A 17,908-nucleotide genomic window follows, 5' to 3' on the forward strand; every position below is an offset into this window, starting at 1 on the left:
TTCTCCTTCCTTATTTCAGCAACTGAACGGCTGCGCCGTCATGCAGACGCTGCGCGCCGTCGGTCACCACGCGCTCGCCCGCTTGCAGACCGTTCGCCACAACAAACTGCTGCCCCTGCTGGCCGCCCGATGTCAAACGGCGCAGCGCAACGGTGTTACGTTCCGTCACCACCCAGCTATAAAACCCCTGCGCATCCTGCTGGACGGCGGCAACCGGGATCATCAGACTCTCCTGCGCCTGTCGCGGGCGAAGAATGACCGGCACGTTGCCGCCCGGCAGCAGGCGATGCTGCGGATTGGCGAATTCGGCGCGCAGCACTACGCTGGCGGTGCGGGTATCAATCCGGTTATCGACCGAGGTCAACACCCCGTCTTCCCGCCTGCCGTCGGGTTCAATCTGCGCCAGCCACGCCTGCTTCAGCGCGCCGATATCGGCATGCTGCCCGGCTTTACTGTAAAAGGCGGCTTCATCTAAGGCGAAAGAGACGCGAATCGGGTCGAGCTGGACGATATCCACCAGCATGCCGCTGGTCGGCCCCACCAGGCTGCCGACGTGAAAGCGGCTGTGGCCAATGCGTCCGCTGACCGGGGAGTCGATGCGCGTATACTCCAGCGTAATTTGCTGCGTGGTGACGCGCGCCTTCGCCTGCTCCACGGCGGCGGCGGCCACATCGCGCTGCATCCGGGCGTTATCGACATCGTTGCGGCTGATGGAGTGATTGTTTTTCAGCTGTTGATAGCGGGTCAGCAGCTGCTGGGCCTGACGCAGCGAAGCCTGCGCGCTTTTCAGCTCGGCCTCGGCCAGCGCCAGCGCAGCCCGGGGTTGGGCATCATCGAGGGTGAACAGCCGATCGCCTTTCCTGACGTACTGCCCGTCCTGAAAGTGGCGCTGCACAATGGTTCCCTCCGTGCGCGCGCGGATCTCCACGTCATGAATCGCTTCAATACGGCCGGGAAGCGGACGTTCAGCCACATGCGGCAGCAGCTGAACGACGGTCGCGCGTACCGGGATGGCGGGCGCGGCGGTGGCCGTCAGGGCGCAGCCTGCCAGGCCAAAGGTCAGGAAGACCAAGCGCAAAATGTTTCTCATCAGGATTCCTTGCTGGCGGTGCGGCGTCCCTCCCCTGAACGGAGAGGGACGCCGGGCGGATCAGGCGGTTTTACGTAACGGGCGGGTCAGACGCTTCTCGACTTCCACCACCAGGAACATCACGATGGCAATCGCCAGGGTGATAAACCAGTAGCGCAGCGGCAGCGACTCGGTGCCAAACATCGTCTGCATAAACGGCAGGTAGATAATCGCCAGCTGCAGGAGCAGCAGCACGCCGCTGACCAGCCAGATGCCTTTGTTGCGCAGCAGGCCGGTATTTAATGAGAAGCCCTCGCTGCGGCGGCAGTTAATCATGTACACCCACTGCGCGGTCACCAGCATCTGTAACAGCACGGTGCGGATAAACTCGGCGCTATGGCCGCGCGGCGCCAGCCAGGCTTCAAGAATAAAGGCGGCGACGGCAATCATGGTTCCGACGAAGGCGACGCGCCAGATGGCAAAGCCATCCATGACGTGCTGGCCGGTTTTTCGCGGCGGACGGTTCATGACGTTGCGCTCCGCGGCTTCGAAAGCGAGACCGAAAGAGAGCGTGGCGGAGGTCGCCATGTTCATCCACAGAATCAACACCGGCGTCAGCGGAATAATGTTCCCCGCCAGCAGAGCAATGATAATCAGCAGCCCCTGCGCCAGGTTAGTGGGCATAATAAACAGAATCGTTTTCTTCAGGTTGTCGTAGACGCGACGCCCCTCTTTCACCGAGCTGGCAATGGTGGCGAAGTTGTCGTCCGTCAGCACCATGTCGGCCGCCTCTTTGGTGACTTCAGTGCCTTTGATCCCCATCGCAATACCGACGTCGGCCTGACGCAGCGCCGGGGCATCGTTTACGCCGTCACCGGTCATGCCGACGACTTCACCGGTATCCTGCAGCGCTTTGACCAGCCGCAGCTTATGCTCCGGACTGGTACGGGCAAAAATGTCGTACTCCACGGCGGCTTTCGCCAGTTCGCCATCATCCATGTGCTCCAGCTGATAGCCGGTCATCGCCTGATGGCTGTTGGTGATCCCCAGCATCTGGCCGATGCTCATTGCCGTCTGCGGGTGATCGCCGGTGATCATTTTCACGCGGATCCCTGCGGTCTGGCAGGCGTGAATCGCATCAATGGCCTCCGGACGTGGCGGATCCATCATCCCGGCGATGCCGAGGAATACCAGGCCCTCGCGCAGATCGTCGTGGGTCAGCGTCGTGCTGCCGGCCCGCGCCGGTTTACAGGCGGCGGCAACCATGCGCAGCCCCTGGCTGGCGAAGCGAGAGATCTCATCCTCCCAGTACTGGCGATCGAACGGCGCCGTGCCCTGCCTGGTCATCTGCTCGCGGCACATCGCGAAAATCACATCCGGGGCGCCGGTGATCAGCACGCGCTCAGCGGTGTCGATTCTCTGCTGCGTCGCCATGTACTTATACTGTGAATCAAACGGAATTTTGGCAATCAGCTGCGTCGCAACCGACGGCAGCTTTGCCTTTGCCGCCAGCACTTTTAACGCCCCTTCGGTCGGTCCGCCGGTGATGCCCCACAGGCCGCGCGCATCCTGCACCAGTTGGCTATCGTTGCACAGGTCAATGGTGCGCAGATACGTTTCCAGCACGCTTCCGGCATGAACCTGTACCGGCTCATCGCTGCCTTCCAGATAGATATTGCCCTGTGGCTCATAGCTGTCCCCCTCAACCCGGTAGCAGCAGTCGGCCGTGATAATCGCTTTGACCGTCATTTCATTCATGGTCAGCGTTCCGGTTTTATCCGAACAGACCACGGTCATCGCGCCCAGCGTTTCTACCGTCGGGAGCTTGCGAATAATGGCGTGTTTGCGCGCCATCGCCTGCACCCCGAGGGAGAGAATGATCGAGATAATCGCCGGCAGACCTTCCGGGACCGCCGCGACGGCCAGGCTAATCAGGGAGAGCAGCAGCTCCCCCATGGGGATATCACGCAGGGCCAGGCTGAAGACGAACAGCGCCGCCATCATGGCGAGGATAATGACGAAAATGGCTTTACCCAGCTTATCCATCTGCACCAGCAGCGGCGTGCGATGCTTCTCGATACCGGCCATCATCTGGTTGATGTGCCCAAGCTCCGTATCCTGCCCGGTCGCCGTCACGACGCCGACGCCACCGCCGGCGCTGATGGTAGTACCGGAAAACACCATGTTGGTCCGGTCGCCCAGCGGCAGCTCGCCTTGTAGCGCATCGGTGATTTTATCCACCACCGTTGATTCGCCGGTCAGGATCGCCTCTTCTACGCGCAGGTTATGGGTTTCGATAAGGCGCATATCCGCCGGAACGCGGTCACCCGCCCGCAGAATAACGATATCTCCCGGCACCAGGTCGCGAGTGGGCAGGGTTTCGTGTTTACCATTGCGCTGCACCCGGGCGTTGCTGGAGAGCATATTGCGGATCCCCTGCAGGGATTTCTCGGCGTTGCTCTCCTGCACGTGGCCGATCAGGGCGTTAATGACCGTGACGCCGAGGATAACCAGGGTATCTACCCAGTGCCCCATCACCGCCGTCAGCGCCGCCGCGGCCAGCAGGACGAAAATCAGCACGTCGTTAAAGTGGGCCAGGAAACGCAGCCAGGCCGGCTTGCTTTTCTTTTCCGGCAGCGCGTTAGGGCCAAAGGAGGCCAGGCGCTCCGCAGCCTCGGCGGAGCGCAATCCCTCGGCGCGACTGTTTTTCTGCGCCAGTACCTGTTCAACGGTCTGCCGGTAGGCTGGCTGCGGTGCAGTGTCTCCCGCAGGAGGCGAATTATGGGGGTGATAGATTTTGGTCAAATTAAATTTTCCTTATAAATTCCGTTATTCGGAAAGCCTGAAATCATTTCTGGCCAATGAATAAATATGATTTTATATAGCGCGATAAAAGTTGATCCAGGACAATTTACAACCCCTCGCAAAATTTAAAATCCGTGATAAGTTAATTCTTCAAACAACTATTACAGAATATTAATAAACATATATTAAACGAGGTCAATTATGTTTGGAATCTACCGCGGACGCCGCCTGGCGCTGTACATTCTGCTGGCTATCATTATTGCCACGCTGGTGGGATATAGCACCTATAGTTTTGTAAAGTACACGCTTTAGCAGTGACATTAATTGACATTTAAATGCCATTAATTTAATTACAAATAATACCAACAATATTAACAGAAGGAATAAAAAGCATAATATTAGTGCTACGCATAATGGCGTAAAACAATCACTCAGGAAAGTATATTGCGTAAAATGTCATTTTACCTGACAATATGTTTTTTAACTGATGATTAACAAGTAATGAAACATCCGCTCGAAACGCTGATCGCCGCCGCAGGCATTTTATTGTTGGCCCTGATCTCTTGTTTACTGCTGCCAGCGCCATCCCTTGGGTTAACGCTGGCGCAAAAACTGGTCGATACCTTCCATCTGATGGATCTCAACCAGTTTTATACCCTGCTCTTTTGCCTGTGGTTCTTAGCGCTGGGCACGGTAGAATATGTGGTGTTGCGCTGGGTCTGGCGCCGCTGGTTTTCCCTTGAGCGCTAACCCGGTAAAGTCACGCATTCCCACCACCAGCGCCTCGCACCAGGCGGCATAATCATGGCCGCTTGATGAGGGATGGAAGCTAACGCGATAGCCTTTATCGCGTAGCGCCTGTTCAAATGCGAGGGTATTGCTGTAGATTCCGCCATCAGCTCCCGAGGTTTCAAACCGGCCCGCCTGGAGCCAGAAACGTAGCGGATAGCGCGGCGACTGCTGATACTGGCGCGTCAGCCAGCCGGCTTCCTCGCCTTTGGGCGCCCACCAGTAAGAGCCCGACAGGCTGAGAACATTGGCAAACAGCCGCGGATAGCGCAGCGCGACCCACGATGCGGCCAGGCCACCGTAGCTGGAGCCGGCGACAACGGTTTTTTGGCGGATGGCATCCAGCCCCTGTTGTCGCAGCCAGGGCAGCAGCTCATGGGCCATAAAATCGGCAAAGAAGGGATTGGGCGGCAGCTCTTTCGCCCGCCGCGAGTGATCGAGACTATCAATAAATACCACGTTGATCGGCGGCAACGCATGGCTGGCGATCAGGCTGTCCAGCACGTTGGCAAAGCGGTATTCATCCTGGTAGGTTTTGCCATCAAACAACATCAGCGTCCAGCGCGCGGGCTGCGGCAGGCGCGGGCGGTAGATCATCACTTCCCGGGTATTATGCAAAAAATCGCTGCGCAGCTGATGGCGGGTCAAGGTGCCATAGCGCAGCGGCTGCGCCATCCGCTGCGGCGTGCAGTAGCGCGCCGGATTGAGCGCCAGCAGCGAATAGCGGTTCCAGCGATCGCTGGCGCGGTTGACGCTGTGCGGGTTCAGCGGATCGGCCTGAGCGCTGACCAGAATCGCACGCCGCTGCTCGTGTCCGACGCCGTCGACCTGCGGGACATCCGGCGCCAGCTTATATTGCATCAGCGTATCTGCCGGTACCACGTAGCTGCGAAACCAGACATCGGAATGGCCAAGCCGAAACAGCGGATCGTGATCGCCCGCCGGGGATCCCAGCAGGAAGACGTTTTTTCTCGCCCCGCGCCACAGGAAGGTGACGCGCTGGTGTCCGGCATCCACCGGTTCGACCATCGGCGTCCCTTCCTGTTCGCGCTCCTGCCAGAAACGCGCCGTAGAACCGCCCGCCGCCAGTTCCTGCATCAGCTGCTGCAAACGAGGACTGACGGGATCCAGTGCCTGGGTTTTCGCCAGCGCGGTGGTCTCCTTCATCCGCCAGCGGAAACGCCAGCGGGCGCCTTCTTCGCCGTGGAGCACCAGCGCAGAAGCGCGGTTCACCGGCAGGGAGAACAGCAGCGTTTGCTCGCCATCCGGCGGCCCTCCCGCCAGCAGCGTGCGCAGCCGACGGTTATTTTCATCCAGCAGGCGGGCATCCGTTACCCCGGAAATCGTCGCCGAGACGTAGTTTTCCCCTAGCGTCGGCAGATCAAAACAGACTTCGCCGCTGGCATCGAATTTTCCCTGCAGCTCTCCCTGCCGCGAAGAAGATTCGCAGTTCATTGCCACCGCCGGTAGCGCACTCATACCGATCAGCAGACCACCCCATGCCATTTTCATCGCCCGATTTATCCCTGTAAAAATTTGTTACTAACGCTAATGCAAATGGTAATGATTTGCAATAACATCAATTCCGCTCGTTCAGGCCATTAGATTTTTCTGATGGGGGAAAGGGATGATTATGGCAATTTCAACCAAGGACATAGCGAAAAAAATGTTTAAATATAATAAGATAACTAAACTCTGGGTCACGGGTCTTGCCGTGGCAACACTCGCCGGGCAGGCGCTGGCGGAGGAGACGCTGGTGGTCACCGCCAGCAGTAGCGAAGATCCCACGGCTCCGGTCAAAGGTATCGTGGCGACGAAAACCCTTTCCGCCACGAAAACCGCCGCCGGGCTGGTGAAAACCCCGCAGTCGGTCTCGGTCATCACCCGCGATCAGATGGCGGCGCTGGACGTGACGTCGGTGTCACAGGCTCTGCGCTATAGCGCCGGGGTGTTCACCGAGTATCGCGGGTCGTCCAACCGCAATGACGAAGTCTTCGTGCGCGGCTTCAGCTATGTACCGAAGTATCTCGACGGCCTGAGCTATGGCGCCACCGCTTCGTCGCAAACCGGCACGATGGATCCGTGGCTGCTGGAGCGCGTCGAGCTGGTACGCGGCCCGGCCTCGGTGCTGTTTGGCCAGGTCAACCCCGGCGGGCTTATCAGCATGACCAGCAAGCGTCCCACCAGCCAGCCGGTGCATGAAATCCAGTTCCGTACCGGCAACGACAATCTGGCGGAAGGCGCGTTTGATCTTGGCGGGCCGTTAAGCGACGACGGCCACCTGCTCTATCGCCTCAACGGTATCGCCCGCAGCCAGAACAGCCAGGTCGAGGATTATAAAGAGACGCGCGTCGCCATTGCGCCGGCGCTGACGTGGTATCCCAACGATGCTACTCGCTTCACGTTGCTGACCAGCTATCAAAAAGATCCCGACGCCGGTTATCGCAACTTTCTGCCGCGCTACGGCACCGTCAACAACGTCGATGGCAGCTATATTCCGCGCGACTTTAACGTCAGCGACCCCAGCTACAATCAATCCTGGCGCGAACAGACGCTAATCGGTTATGAATTTGAGCATCAGCTCAACGATATGCTGACCCTACGGCAGAACGCGCGCTATGGGACGATAAAGCAGAAATATCGCTATCTGGTCTATTCCAGCAGTGAAGCCAATAGCTCCGTGCTCTCGCGCCGCGCCCAGCATGAGGAGCGGCAAACCGATGAGTTCGGTATTGATAACCAGCTTGAGGCGCAGTTCGCGACCGGTCAACTGGCGCACACCGTTCTCAGCGGCCTGGACTACAAAACCAGCAAGGATAAGCAGTACCTCGGTCGCGCCGGCGGTTCGCAGTACGATCTCGACTGGCGTGCCCCGGTCTATGGTGTAAAGGTCGATGAAAGCACCTTCCGTACCGCCAGCGATGAACAGCAGAATCTCGATCAGGTTGGCCTCTACCTGCAGGATCAGCTGAGCCTGGAAAACTGGGAGCTGCTGCTTTCCGGCCGCTATGACTGGGCGGAAGTGCGTACCACCGACTTTACCGACAGCAGTCGCAGCCAGAAAAACGACAGCAAGTTTACCTGGCGTACCGGTCTGCTGTACGCCTTTGACTTTGGCCTGTCGCCCTATATCAGCTACAGCACCTCCTTCGAGCCCAACCTGCAAACCAACCGGGCGCCGGGCGTCGCTCCGTTCGATCCCAGCGAAGGGAAACAGCTGGAAGTGGGCGTGAAATATCAGCCTACGCCGACGGCGTTGATGACTCTGGCGATGTATAACCTGACCCAAAGCAACGTCGCGACCTGGAACAGCGCGGCGGGATGGTATGAGAACAGCGGCAAGGTCCGCTCGAAGGGGGTGGAAGCCGAAGCGCACGCCACCTTCTTTGATAACCTCAACCTGATTGCTTCATACACCTGGACCGATGCGGAAACCGTGAATACCACCGTCGCCGGCACCGAAGGGAAAACCCCGGCGCGTATTCCGACCCATATGGCCTCGGCGTTCACCAGCTACACCCTGCCCAATGGCGCGCTAAAAAGCCTGACCGCTGGGGTTGGCGTGCGTTATATCGGCACCAGCTACGGCGATGCGAAAAACACCTTCAAGGTACCGGCGGTGGATCTGTATGACGCGATGGTCAGCTATGAGTTAGGCGAATTGAGCTCGAGCCTGAAAGGGGCGAAAGCGCAGTTCAACATCAACAATATTGCCGACACCAAATATGTTGCCTCGTGCGCCGGCGATAGCGCCTGTTTCTATGGCGTGGGTCGTACGGTTACGATGACGGTAAACTACGCCTGGTAGAAAGACAAAAACGCGTCCGCCGGTTTCCCCGACGGACGCGCCTCAGTGGGCGCGATTGTGATTCTCTTTACGGTAGGCACCCGGCGGCTGATGAAAGGTGCGGGTGAAAATGCGGGTAAACGTCTGCTGAGAATCAAAGCCGTATTTCAGGCAAATATCATAAACCCGCTGATCGGTATCGCGCAGATCGCGCGCCGCCAGCCGCAGTTTACGTTCGCGGATATAGCGCCCCAGACTCTCCCCTTTGTACTGCAAAAAGAGTCGTTGCAGATGCCATTTCGAATAACCAGAGTGGCGAGCAATATCATCAATACGCAGCGGCTGATGCAAATTGTCATCAATCCACCCAACGATAGTCTCAATCACCTGAGCGGAAATAGTCATAAGTCCTCTCCTCTTGAATCAAACCCGTATTTATCGCCACCAGCGATTAAATGATTGCGTCTTATCGGCAACCCAAACCGGCTCGCCAAGCATCGGCGTTAACAACCGCCACGGTCGTTGCTCGCTGGCCGCAGCCAGCCGCTTATAGGGATCGTCCCAGCTGTGTTTCGCCAGCACGAAGCGCCCCGCATGTCCCGGCAACACCGCGCGCGTACGGAGATCGTCGGCGGCCTGGGCGGTCTCGTCAGGCATCATGTGAATGTATTTCCAGTCCTGGTCGTACTGACCGTTCTCCATAATCGCCAGATCCACGGCGCCAAACTGTTCGCCGATGGCTTTGAAGTGCGGGCCGTAACCGCTATCGCCGCTGTAGTAAATCTTCTGCTGCGGCGTGACGAACATAAAGCTGGCCCACAGAGTCTGATTACGCTTCAGCCCCCGACCGGAGAAATGACGGGCCGGCAGGACATGCACGGTCAGTTCGTCGCTGATCTGCACCGCCTGATTCCAGTCCGCTTCGCTGATGATGGCGCTCTCCATGCCCCAGTAGCGCAGATGCGATCCCACGCCGAGCGGCGTCACCACGCGCTTGATTTTTGGCATCAGCGCTTTGATGGTGGCGTAATCCAGATGGTCGTAGTGATCGTGCGAAATAATCAGCAGGTCTATCTCCGGCATACGCTCTGCACGCCACGGATAGTCACCCGGGAAAGCTTTATTAATAAATGAGAACGGCGCGGCATAGTCGCTGAAGACCGGGTCGATCAGGATGCGTTTCCCCGCCAGTTGCAAATACCAGGAGGAGTGGCCGAGCCACACCATCGTATCCTGCCCGAGAGGCAGGCTGGCGAGATCGGTATTGACCAGCGGCAGCGGCTGCGCGGGACGGGCATTTTCGCGTTTAGTCACCAGAAACTCCCACCAGGCGGCCAGCATATTTTTCTGCCCGGTGAAGCCCGGCGTGGGGAGCTGATTATGAAACTGGCCATCGCGATAGTGCGGCGACTGTTCCACCAGACTGAGCTGCGCACCCTGCGGCGCCCGGCCAAACCCGGCATTTAAGACAAACGGCAAAGCGGTTGCTGAGGCTAATAACATAATGGCGACCACGCTGAAAGTGACACGGTTCATAACCTGACCAGATGAAACTCCCTATTATGAGAGTTTAGTGATATAACTTGATTATGAGTGAGTAAGCACTCATTATTAAGATGAATATGAAAGTCGTCAAGACGATTTTCAATTTTTTAACATCCACCGTTGCAGTGCCCTGACATGGCATGTTTAGATCGGGGTTTGATTTCGCGTGAGGTAAAATGTAGTGGCTCGTCCTAAGAGTGAAGATAAAAAACAAGCGTTGCTGGAGGCCGCAACGGCCGCCTTTGCCCAGTCGGGTGTCGCCGCCTCAACGTCGGCCATTGCCCGTAGCGCCGGAGTTGCCGAGGGGACGCTGTTCCGCTATTTCGCCACCAAGGATGAGTTACTCAACGAACTGTACCTCTCTATCAAATCGGGTTTAGTTAAAGCGATGGTTTCCGGACTGACGCCAAACGAAAAACGGCCGAAAGAGAACGCCCGCAATATCTGGGACGGCTATATCGACTGGAGTATTCGCCACCCGATGGAGCACAAGGCGATTCGCCGGATGGCGCTCAGCGAACGCATCACCGATGAAACCCGAACCCGCGTAAGAGAGATGTTTCCCGAGCTCAACGAAATGTGCCAGCTGTCGGTCAAGCCGGTCTTTCTGAGCGATGCCTACAGCGCCTTTGGCGACGCCCTGTTTCTGTCGCTGGCGGAAACCACTATCGAATTTGCCAGCCACGATCCGCAGCGCGCCCCCGAGCTGATCGCCCTCGGTTTTGAGACCATGTGGCAGGCGCTTCACGAGAACGACGCCTGATGGACCGCGCTTCGCTGCACGCCAGCGCCCACCGGATTGCGCTCGCCTATCCGTTTACCGAACACTGCTGGCCGTTCGGCCCCGAGTATGATGTGTTCAAAGTTGGCGGGCGCATTTTTATGCTCACCATGACCATTCGCGGTCGGGCGCTGGTGAATCTGAAAGCCGATCCGCAAAAATCCCTGCTCAATCGAGAGATTTACCGCAGTATTGAGCCGGGATATCACATGAACAAAAAACACTGGATTACCGTCGTTCCTGGCGAAGATATCAGCGAGAGTCTGCTGGCCGAACTTATCGATGATTCCTGGAATCAGGTGGTGAATAAACTGGCAAAAAAAGATCGGCTGCGGCTACGTCCGGCGGGATTTTCAGGCTAGCGCGATAAGTGTTATCGCATTTTTGTCTCTTATCATTTCCCCGCCTTCGCTGTACTCTTCTCCCACTAAACGCCCCGTAAGGGGCTGTAAACTCGAATTATCTTGAGCATAAACCGTGAGGAAGAGTTATGGATATCGTCTCCGTTGCCTTAAAGCGCCACTCCACGAAAGCCTTCGATGCCACAAAAAAACTGACTGCTGAAGAAGCCGAAAAGCTGAAAACGTTGCTGCAATACAGCCCGTCAAGCACCAACTCTCAGCCGTGGCACTTTATCGTTGCCAGCACGGATGAAGGGAAAGCCCGCGTGGCGAAAGCCGCCAGCGGCACCTATGTTTTCAACGAACGTAAAATTCTTGATGCTTCTCATGTCGTGGTTTTCTGTGCCAAAACGGCCATGGACGACGCCTGGCTGGAGCGCGTGGTGGACCAGGAAGAGGCCGACGGACGCTTCGCCACCCCGGAAGCCAAAGCCGCTAACCACAAAGGCCGCCTTTTCTTTGCCGATATGCACCGCAAAGATCTGCATGACGATAACCACTGGATGGCGAAGCAGGTTTACCTCAACGTCGGCAACTTCCTGCTCGGTGTCGCAGCGATGGGGCTGGATGCGGTGCCGATCGAAGGCGTCGATTTCACGATCCTCGATGCGGAGTTCGACCTGAAAGCGCAGGGCTATACCAGCCTGGTGGTTGTTCCGGTCGGCCACCACAGCGTAGAAGATTTCAACGCCGGGCTGCCGAAATCGCGCCTGCCGCAGGCAACGACCATCACCGAGATTTAATCTTCCCGCGCACGCCGCTCGCCGGCGTGCCAGATTCGTTCGGCATAGCGGCCAATCACCGCCAGCGAAACGGCCAGAATCAGGAAGAACACCACCTTGTGCATCCCGTCCCAGAAAAACTCGAAGAAACGCGTATAGAGATTGATAGCCAGGAAGGTCAGGCCAAAACCGCGCAGCATTCCGTCATCCGTTTTCAGACTGATATAAATACAGATGCCCGCCGCGACGCCGAATAGCAGCGCCCACGGCAGCTGCTGCAGCGGTGAAATACTGTACCAGGCGTCGAGATCCCGATAGCCAAAAATCGACAGAATCCACAGCGCAATAAACAGATACGTCAGGCCCATGGCCTTACTGACGGTAAACAGCCGGCGCTGAAGCAGCCACTTTTGCAGCATAAAACAGAGCGCCAGCAGCACGCCGCCAAACAGCACAAAACGAATCGGATAGTTCATGCCCAGCCAATAGGCCCCCCACCCCGACACGTAGCCGGTTTCCGCGCCGAACCAGTTGCCCAGCGCCAGCAGGAAGAACAGCCACACCAGCCCGGAACGGGCCGCCAGGCCGATAGCGCCATAGATAGCGCAGCCGACCAGAAACAGTGGCGCAATATGGCCGCTGCCGTCATCCAGCCGCTCGCCGAGCTGCCACAGCGCCAGCGCGGTAAACACCACGCCGACAAACAGAATCGCCTCGGTACTGTAGTGCCAGTAGGCGGCCCGCCGCTGGCGGCGGAATCCCCACAGGTAGCAAACCAGCGCCACCGCCGCAGGCAGCGCAATCCGCGCCAGCGCCGAGTCGCTGAACAGGCTCACCAGCCAGGCGATCAGTTCGCTATCGGCAAGCATGCTGCCCAGCGCGATCAGCAGGCAGGCCAGCGCCGTCCAGAAGGCGTAGCGGCTCAGGCGCTGCCAGTCAAAGGCGCTCACGCGCAAGGTGGCCGCCAGCCGCTGGTTTTCCGCGTGACTCAACGCCCCCGCGGCCTGCCATTCGTCCAGCGCGCGCTGAATCACCCGCTGTTGTTTCCTGGTCACGTTCATCTGCGTTCCCTGTCGTTATGAGTAGAGAGAATCCTGTTTATCCAGCCACGCCAGCGCCTGCTCGCCGGCTTCGTCCATCGGCAGGTACACCAGCAGCCGTGAGCCATTACGCGGGGCGGAATACCAGTACATCTGCTGCAGACTAAAGCGCCCGAGCTGAGGATGGTTGAAATTCTTCACCTGATTTTCCACGCCGCGAACGTCATAGCGCTGATGCCACAGCGTTTCAAACTCGGCGGAGGCGGCAAAAAAGCGCGCCAGCTTATTTTCCCACAGCGGGTCGCCCCGGTGTTCGGCCATGGCCGCGCGGAAATAGGAGACAAACGTCGGCAGCACATCGCGGTTCTCGATGCGGCTACGCCAGGTGTCGTGGGTGAGATAGAGATAAATACAGTTACGGTTTTCTTCGGGGAGCGCGGCAAAATCGACGCCCATCAGCCGACAAAAACTGTCGTTCCACGCCACGATATCGAAATTGGGTTTCTGGATACTGGCCGGCTGCGGCATCAGGCTATCGAGCATTCGCCGGGTCCCCGGAGCAATCCCCTCGCATATGCTCACCTGCGTCGTTTCCGGCGGCGTTAGCCCGGCGAGCACGAACAGATGGCGCGTCTCCAGCGGGCTGCACTGCAGCGCATTCGCGACGCCCATCAGCACCGATTCCGACGGATTGACCTCCCGTCCCTGCTCCAGCCAGGTGTACCAGGTCACGCCGACATCGGCCAGCATCGCGACCTCTTCCCGACGCAGCCCCGGCGTGCGTCGCCGGCCCACTCGCGGCAGGCCGAGACGCTGCGGGTCAAGGCTTTCACGCCGGGAGCGCAGAAAGGCGCCCAGCTGCTTACGGCTATCGTCGGGCGCTATCGGCACCGTTTCACGTTGCGGCATTCCCGTCATATTGACTCCAGCATGGTAGTACCAATACCAGTATAGACAGGAACTGGTACCCGTTTAATTTATCGGTAATGCTACGGCTATCCGCTGAATGACGCAATGGAGAGATCCGATGAATTCGTCTGCTGTTTCACCCGGCCGCGCCGGTTTACTGCTTCTGTTGACCGGCCAGATGCTGCCGCTGATCGACACCTCAATTACCAACGTGGCGCTGGACTCCATTACTCATTCACTGGATGCCAGCGCCACCCAGCTGGAGCTGATCGTCGCCCTCTACGGCGTCTCTTTTGCGGTGTGCCTGGCGATGGGCAGCAAGCTGGGCGATAACTACGGCCGCCGCCGTCTGTTTATGTGGGGGGTCGCGCTTTTTGGCCTCGCCTCTTTGCTGTGCGGCATGGCCAACTCCATCGGCGGACTGCTGGCGGCCCGCACGCTGCAAGGCGCAGGCGCGGCGCTGATCGTGCCGCAAATCCTCACCACCCTGCATGTGACGTTGAAAGGCAGCGCCCATGCGCGCGCGATCAGTCTGTATGGCGGGATTGGCGGGATTGCTTTTATCGTCGGGCAGATGGGCGGCGGCTGGCTGGTCTCGGCGGATATCGCCGGCCTGGGCTGGCGCAACGCGTTCTTTATCAATGTCCCGATCTGCCTGCTGGTGCTGGCGTTTAGCCGCCGTTATGTCCCGGAAACCCGCCGCGAAGCCCATTCGGCTATCGACTGGCAGGGCACCTTCAGCCTGGCGCTGATCCTCTGCTGCCTGCTGTTTCCGATGGCGCTGGGGCCGGAACTTCACTGGCCGTGGACGCTCCAGCTTTTGCTGGTGGCCATACTGCCGCTGTTGGCCTGGATGCGGACCAGCGCGTTGCGTAAGCAGCAGCGCGGCGAACAGCCGCTGCTGCCGCCCCGGCTGCTGAAGCTCACCAGTATTCGCTTTGGCATGGCTATCGCCCTGCTGTTCTTCAGCGCCTGGTCCGGCTTCATGTTCTGCATGGCGCTGACCATGCAGGCCGGTCTCGGCATGGCGCCATGGCAGTCAGGCAACAGCTTTATTGCCCTCGGCGTGGCCTATTTTGTCTCCGCGCTGTACGCGCCGAGGCTAATTGCCCGCTTCAGCATGGGACGCATTCTGCTGATTGGGCTGGCGGTGCAGATAGCCGGCCTGCTGCTGCTGATGGCCACCTTCGGTCACTTCGGCGCGCAAACCTCGTCGCTGGCGATGGTGCCCTCTACCGCGCTTATCGGCTATGGCCAGGCGCTGATCGTTAACAGTTTTTATCGCATTGGCATGCGCGATATCAGCGCCAGCGATGCCGGTGCCGGGAGCGCCATTCTCAGCACCCTGCAACAGGCGACGCTGGGATTAGGTCCGGCAATTCTCGGCTCGCTGTTTTTAACCCTCGCCCGAGGCGGCGGCACCTATCCGCAGGCGCTGATCGATTTCCTGGCCGTGGAGGTGGCAATGATGCTGCTCTTAGGCGCGATTGCCCTGTGGCTGCGCCATCATCTCAATATTCGTCCGGTGGCGACCGCCTCATAATTCAAAATGGCATGACGCCTGATTTGCATAATATACATCCAGCGGTCATCATTACCGCTGGATGTACAGGAGACGTTATGCAGGAATTAATCTCACACATTGCCGCATTAGGCATCGAAATTACCCCCACCACTTCGCTCATTATTATCTTCGGCATTATTTTACTGACGGCCATTGTCGTTCATTTTATTTTGCATAAAGGCGTGCTGCGCGCCTTCGAAAAACGCGCGCAGGCCAGCAGCCATTTGTGGCTGCAAATCATCACCCAGAACAAACTGTTTCACCGGTTGGCCTTTACCCTGCAAGGGATTATCGTCAATGTGCAGGCGGTTTTGTGGCTGCAAAAAGGCAGTGAAGCCGCCAATATATTAACCACCTGCGCCCAGCTGTGGGTCATGATCTATGCCCTGCTGTCTTTCTTTTCGCTGCTCGATGTGGTCTTCAATTTATCGCAGAAATTCGCCACCGCATCCCAGCTGCCGCTGAAGGGGATATTCCAGGGCATTAAGCTGGTCAGCGCGATTATTATTGGCATCCTGGTTATCTCATTACTGATAGGCCAGTCGCCGGCGATATTGATCAGCGGCCTCGGCGCCATGGCCGCGGTACTGATGCTGGTATTTAAAGACCCGATCCTTGGCCTGGTTGCCGGCATTCAGCTTTCCGCCAACGACATGCTGAAGCTCGGTGACTGGCTGGAAATGCCGAAATACGGCGCCGACGGCGCGGTCATTGATATTGGCCTTACCACGGTGAAAGTGCGCAACTGGGACAATACCATCACCACGATCCCCACCTGGTCGCTGGTATCCGACTCCTTTAAAAACTGGAGCGGGATGTCCGCCTCCGGCGGGCGCCGCATTAAACGCAGCCTGAATATTGATACCACCAGTATCCATTTTCTCGATGAGCAGGAGCAGCAGCGCTTAATTCAGGCCCGGCTGCTTAAGCCCTATATGGACTCGCGTTATCAGGAAATTAGCGAGTGGAACCAACAAAACGCCGCCGACCATTCGGTGCTGAACCTGCGCAAGATGACCAATATCGGCACCTTTCGCGCCTATTTACAGGAGTATCTGCGCAACCACCCGCGACTGCGCAAAGATATGACGATGATGGTGCGCCAGCTGGCGCCGGACGCCAACGGCCTGCCGATTGAGATCTACTGCTTCACCAGCACCGTAGTATGGGCAGAATATGAAAGCATCCAGGCTGATATTTTCGACCATATTTTCGCCGTGGTTGACGAATTCGGGCTGCGTATTCACCAGTCACCGACCGGCAACGATATTCGTTCGCTGGCGGCGGCACATCACGGGTAATACTCAGGCACTGGCGCGGGCAATGATGCGCCAGTCCATCATCACCCGTTCGGCGGTGGCATCCGGGTTGTCGATTTTCTTCAGCAGCAGGGTCACCGCCGTGCGGCCAATGTCGCGCGACGGCTGTTCCACGGTGGTCAGCTGCGGCGAGACCATCTCCGCCAGCTCCGTGCCATCAAACCCCATGACCGCAATATCGTCCGGAACCCGCAGTCCGGCCTGCGCAATCGCGCGCAGGGCGCCTGCCGCCAGCGAGTCGGCGACGGCAAATACCGCATCCGGCCGCTCTTTGGAGGCCAGCAGCGTTTCCATTGCCGCTTTACCGGCGGCAGCGCTGAGGTCGCTGGCATAGGCCACCTGCTGCCAGGCGAGCTCACGCACATGGAGCACGTTTTTATAGCCGCGCTCGCGCAGACGGGCATAGCGATAGCTCAGATCGTGGTTAATCAGGGCAATGCGCCGATAACCGCTCTCCGCCAGCCGCGACACCGCCCCCTGCGCCGCATCGATGTCGTTTATGCCGACGCAGGAGATACTGCCGGCATCGGCATACTCGGCGCACTGCACCCACGGCGCATCGCCGATCATCATCGTCAGTTCCGGTAGGCTGGAGAGCGCGTTCATCGTAATAATCCCGTCGACCACTTTCCCCGACAGCAGCCGCAGCCCGGAAGTCGAGCGCGCCAGATCGGACCCGGAATTACACAGTAATATACGGTAGCCGTGCTGTTCCGCCTCCTCTTCGATGCCCTTCACCACTTCCGCACAAAACGGGTTCGCAATATTCGACACCATCACCAGAATCATGTAGCTCCGTGCCGTCCGCAGCTGGCGGGCCAGCAGGTTAGGCTGATAGTTGCTCTCTTTAATCGCCTGCAGCACGCGTTCGCGGTTCTTCGGTTTGACGGTATCGCTGTTATTCAGCACCCGCGATACGGTTGCCACTGAGACACCCGCCAGACGGGCGATTTTCTGAATTGACATAAAGGCGGCACTTCCTGGGATAAGGGGGATAATGCGCAGGCTACCATAAACGGGCCGTCGGTGTGCAGCGGGAGCGCGCGCAAGCCCGCTGATGCCCCTGCATATCGCCATGGAAAACTATTAATTATCAGGGCTATTTTCCCCGGGCGTTAAGCGCGATGATTTTGCGGGTAAAATAAACACCGCGCTCGGGCGCCGAAAATTATAAAAG

The 17,908-nt window shown here is 58.2% G+C and carries 15 protein-coding genes; 7 read left to right on the plus strand and 8 right to left on the minus strand.

Features of this window, described 5'->3' with window-relative positions; genetic code table 11:
- Positions 1-10 precede the first annotated feature (10 nt).
- Positions 11-1,090, minus strand: coding sequence for an efflux RND transporter periplasmic adaptor subunit (locus AC007G_RS02350; protein ID WP_032696453.1), 1,080 nt, complete (start codon positions 1,088-1,090; stop codon positions 11-13).
- Between the two features lie 60 nt (positions 1,091-1,150).
- The gene (locus AC007G_RS02355) at positions 1,151-3,874 is read right to left on the minus strand and encodes a cation-transporting P-type ATPase (protein WP_046852980.1); all 2,724 of its coding nucleotides are present in this window, start codon (positions 3,872-3,874) and stop codon (positions 1,151-1,153) included.
- Positions 3,875-4,375: 501 nt separating this feature from the next.
- Between AC007G_RS02355 and AC007G_RS02360 the strand changes: the two genes are divergently transcribed.
- Positions 4,376-4,624 (plus strand): DUF1158 domain-containing protein, encoded by a 249-nt coding sequence (locus tag AC007G_RS02360; RefSeq protein ID WP_032689025.1) that lies wholly within the window; start codon positions 4,376-4,378, stop codon positions 4,622-4,624.
- On the opposite strand, the gene AC007G_RS02365 is transcribed toward AC007G_RS02360, so the two are convergent.
- Positions 4,553-6,175, minus strand: a complete 1,623-nt coding sequence (locus tag AC007G_RS02365) for an alpha/beta hydrolase-fold protein (RefSeq protein ID WP_032700613.1) — start codon at positions 6,173-6,175, stop codon at positions 4,553-4,555. The two genes, AC007G_RS02360 and AC007G_RS02365, sit on opposite strands and share 72 nt — an antisense overlap.
- 154 nt (positions 6,176-6,329) lie before the next feature.
- Here AC007G_RS02365 and AC007G_RS02370 point away from each other — a divergent pair, with 154 nt between their 5' ends.
- Positions 6,330-8,471 (plus strand): TonB-dependent siderophore receptor, encoded by a 2,142-nt coding sequence (locus tag AC007G_RS02370; protein ID WP_032689164.1) that lies wholly within the window; start codon positions 6,330-6,332, stop codon positions 8,469-8,471.
- A 42-nt stretch (positions 8,472-8,513) separates the two neighbouring features.
- Here the strand turns inward: AC007G_RS02370 and AC007G_RS02375 are convergent, their stop codons facing one another.
- Positions 8,514-8,855 carry a RamA family antibiotic efflux transcriptional regulator gene (locus tag AC007G_RS02375; protein ID WP_004859189.1) on the minus strand — a complete coding sequence of 114 codons (342 nt, stop codon included), beginning with the start codon at positions 8,853-8,855 and terminating at the stop codon, positions 8,514-8,516.
- A 30-nt stretch (positions 8,856-8,885) separates the two neighbouring features.
- Complete coding sequence (locus AC007G_RS02380) at positions 8,886-9,986, minus strand: MBL fold metallo-hydrolase (protein WP_032689029.1); 1,101 nt, start codon at positions 9,984-9,986, stop codon at positions 8,886-8,888.
- 190 nt (positions 9,987-10,176) lie between these two features.
- Here AC007G_RS02380 and AC007G_RS02385 point away from each other — a divergent pair, with 190 nt between their 5' ends.
- The 3 genes from AC007G_RS02385 (at position 10,177) to nfsB (ending at position 11,920) form a co-directional block, all read left to right on the plus strand.
- A complete protein-coding gene (locus AC007G_RS02385; protein WP_032689030.1) occupies positions 10,177-10,758 on the plus strand; it encodes a TetR/AcrR family transcriptional regulator in 582 nt (193 codons plus the stop codon).
- Complete coding sequence (locus tag AC007G_RS02390; RefSeq protein ID WP_032689032.1) at positions 10,758-11,138, plus strand: MmcQ/YjbR family DNA-binding protein; 381 nt, start codon at positions 10,758-10,760, stop codon at positions 11,136-11,138. The genes AC007G_RS02385 and AC007G_RS02390 overlap by 1 nt, the downstream gene beginning before the upstream one ends.
- A gap of 128 nt (positions 11,139-11,266) precedes the next feature.
- The gene (nfsB, locus tag AC007G_RS02395; RefSeq protein WP_032689034.1) at positions 11,267-11,920 is read left to right on the plus strand and encodes an oxygen-insensitive NAD(P)H nitroreductase; all 654 of its coding nucleotides are present in this window, start codon (positions 11,267-11,269) and stop codon (positions 11,918-11,920) included.
- Here the strand turns inward: nfsB and AC007G_RS02400 are convergent.
- Positions 11,917-12,960, minus strand: a complete 1,044-nt coding sequence (locus AC007G_RS02400; RefSeq protein WP_049265965.1) for a hypothetical protein — start codon at positions 12,958-12,960, stop codon at positions 11,917-11,919. The genes nfsB and AC007G_RS02400 overlap by 4 nt on opposite strands.
- Positions 12,961-12,975: 15 nt before the next feature.
- A complete protein-coding gene (locus tag AC007G_RS02405; protein WP_032689038.1) occupies positions 12,976-13,857 on the minus strand; it encodes a helix-turn-helix transcriptional regulator in 882 nt (293 codons plus the stop codon).
- A 109-nt stretch (positions 13,858-13,966) separates the two neighbouring features.
- Between AC007G_RS02405 and AC007G_RS02410 the strand changes: the two genes are divergently transcribed.
- Together AC007G_RS02410 and AC007G_RS02415 are read left to right on the plus strand one after the other, a co-directional pair.
- A complete protein-coding gene (locus tag AC007G_RS02410; protein WP_032696459.1) occupies positions 13,967-15,391 on the plus strand; it encodes an MFS transporter in 1,425 nt (474 codons plus the stop codon).
- Between the two features lie 77 nt (positions 15,392-15,468).
- On the plus strand, positions 15,469-16,713 hold the full coding sequence (locus tag AC007G_RS02415; RefSeq protein WP_032689040.1) for a mechanosensitive ion channel family protein: 1,245 nt from the start codon (positions 15,469-15,471) through the stop codon (positions 16,711-16,713).
- A gap of 3 nt (positions 16,714-16,716) precedes the next feature.
- Here the strand turns inward: AC007G_RS02415 and AC007G_RS02420 are convergent, their stop codons facing one another.
- On the minus strand, positions 16,717-17,697 hold the full coding sequence (locus AC007G_RS02420) for a LacI family DNA-binding transcriptional regulator (RefSeq protein ID WP_032689042.1): 981 nt from the start codon (positions 17,695-17,697) through the stop codon (positions 16,717-16,719).
- Positions 17,698-17,908: the final 211 nt, after the last annotated feature.

It is taken from the genome of Klebsiella sp. CSG-1 (assembly GCF_056521145.1).

Excerpts from the sequence above, each read along its gene's own strand:
- AC007G_RS02350 (WP_032696453.1), bottom strand. The coding sequence starts at position 1,090 with ATGAGAAACATTTTGCGCTTGGTCTTCCTGACCTTTGGCCTGGCAGGC.
- AC007G_RS02360 (WP_032689025.1), top strand. The coding sequence starts at position 4,376 with ATGAAACATCCGCTCGAAACGCTGATCGCCGCCGCAGGCATTTTATTG.
- AC007G_RS02365 (WP_032700613.1), bottom strand. The coding sequence starts at position 6,175 with ATGAAAATGGCATGGGGTGGTCTGCTGATCGGTATGAGTGCGCTACCG.
- AC007G_RS02370 (WP_032689164.1), top strand. The coding sequence starts at position 6,330 with ATGTTTAAATATAATAAGATAACTAAACTCTGGGTCACGGGTCTTGCC.
- AC007G_RS02375 (WP_004859189.1), bottom strand. The coding sequence starts at position 8,855 with ATGACTATTTCCGCTCAGGTGATTGAGACTATCGTTGGGTGGATTGAT.
- AC007G_RS02380 (WP_032689029.1), bottom strand. The coding sequence starts at position 9,986 with ATGAACCGTGTCACTTTCAGCGTGGTCGCCATTATGTTATTAGCCTCA.
- AC007G_RS02390 (WP_032689032.1), top strand. The coding sequence starts at position 10,758 with ATGGACCGCGCTTCGCTGCACGCCAGCGCCCACCGGATTGCGCTCGCC.
- nfsB (WP_032689034.1), top strand. The coding sequence starts at position 11,267 with ATGGATATCGTCTCCGTTGCCTTAAAGCGCCACTCCACGAAAGCCTTC.
- AC007G_RS02400 (WP_049265965.1), bottom strand. The coding sequence starts at position 12,960 with ATGAACGTGACCAGGAAACAACAGCGGGTGATTCAGCGCGCGCTGGAC.
- AC007G_RS02405 (WP_032689038.1), bottom strand. The coding sequence starts at position 13,857 with ATGACGGGAATGCCGCAACGTGAAACGGTGCCGATAGCGCCCGACGAT.
- AC007G_RS02410 (WP_032696459.1), top strand. The coding sequence starts at position 13,967 with ATGAATTCGTCTGCTGTTTCACCCGGCCGCGCCGGTTTACTGCTTCTG.
- AC007G_RS02415 (WP_032689040.1), top strand. The coding sequence starts at position 15,469 with ATGCAGGAATTAATCTCACACATTGCCGCATTAGGCATCGAAATTACC.
- AC007G_RS02420 (WP_032689042.1), bottom strand. The coding sequence starts at position 17,697 with ATGTCAATTCAGAAAATCGCCCGTCTGGCGGGTGTCTCAGTGGCAACC.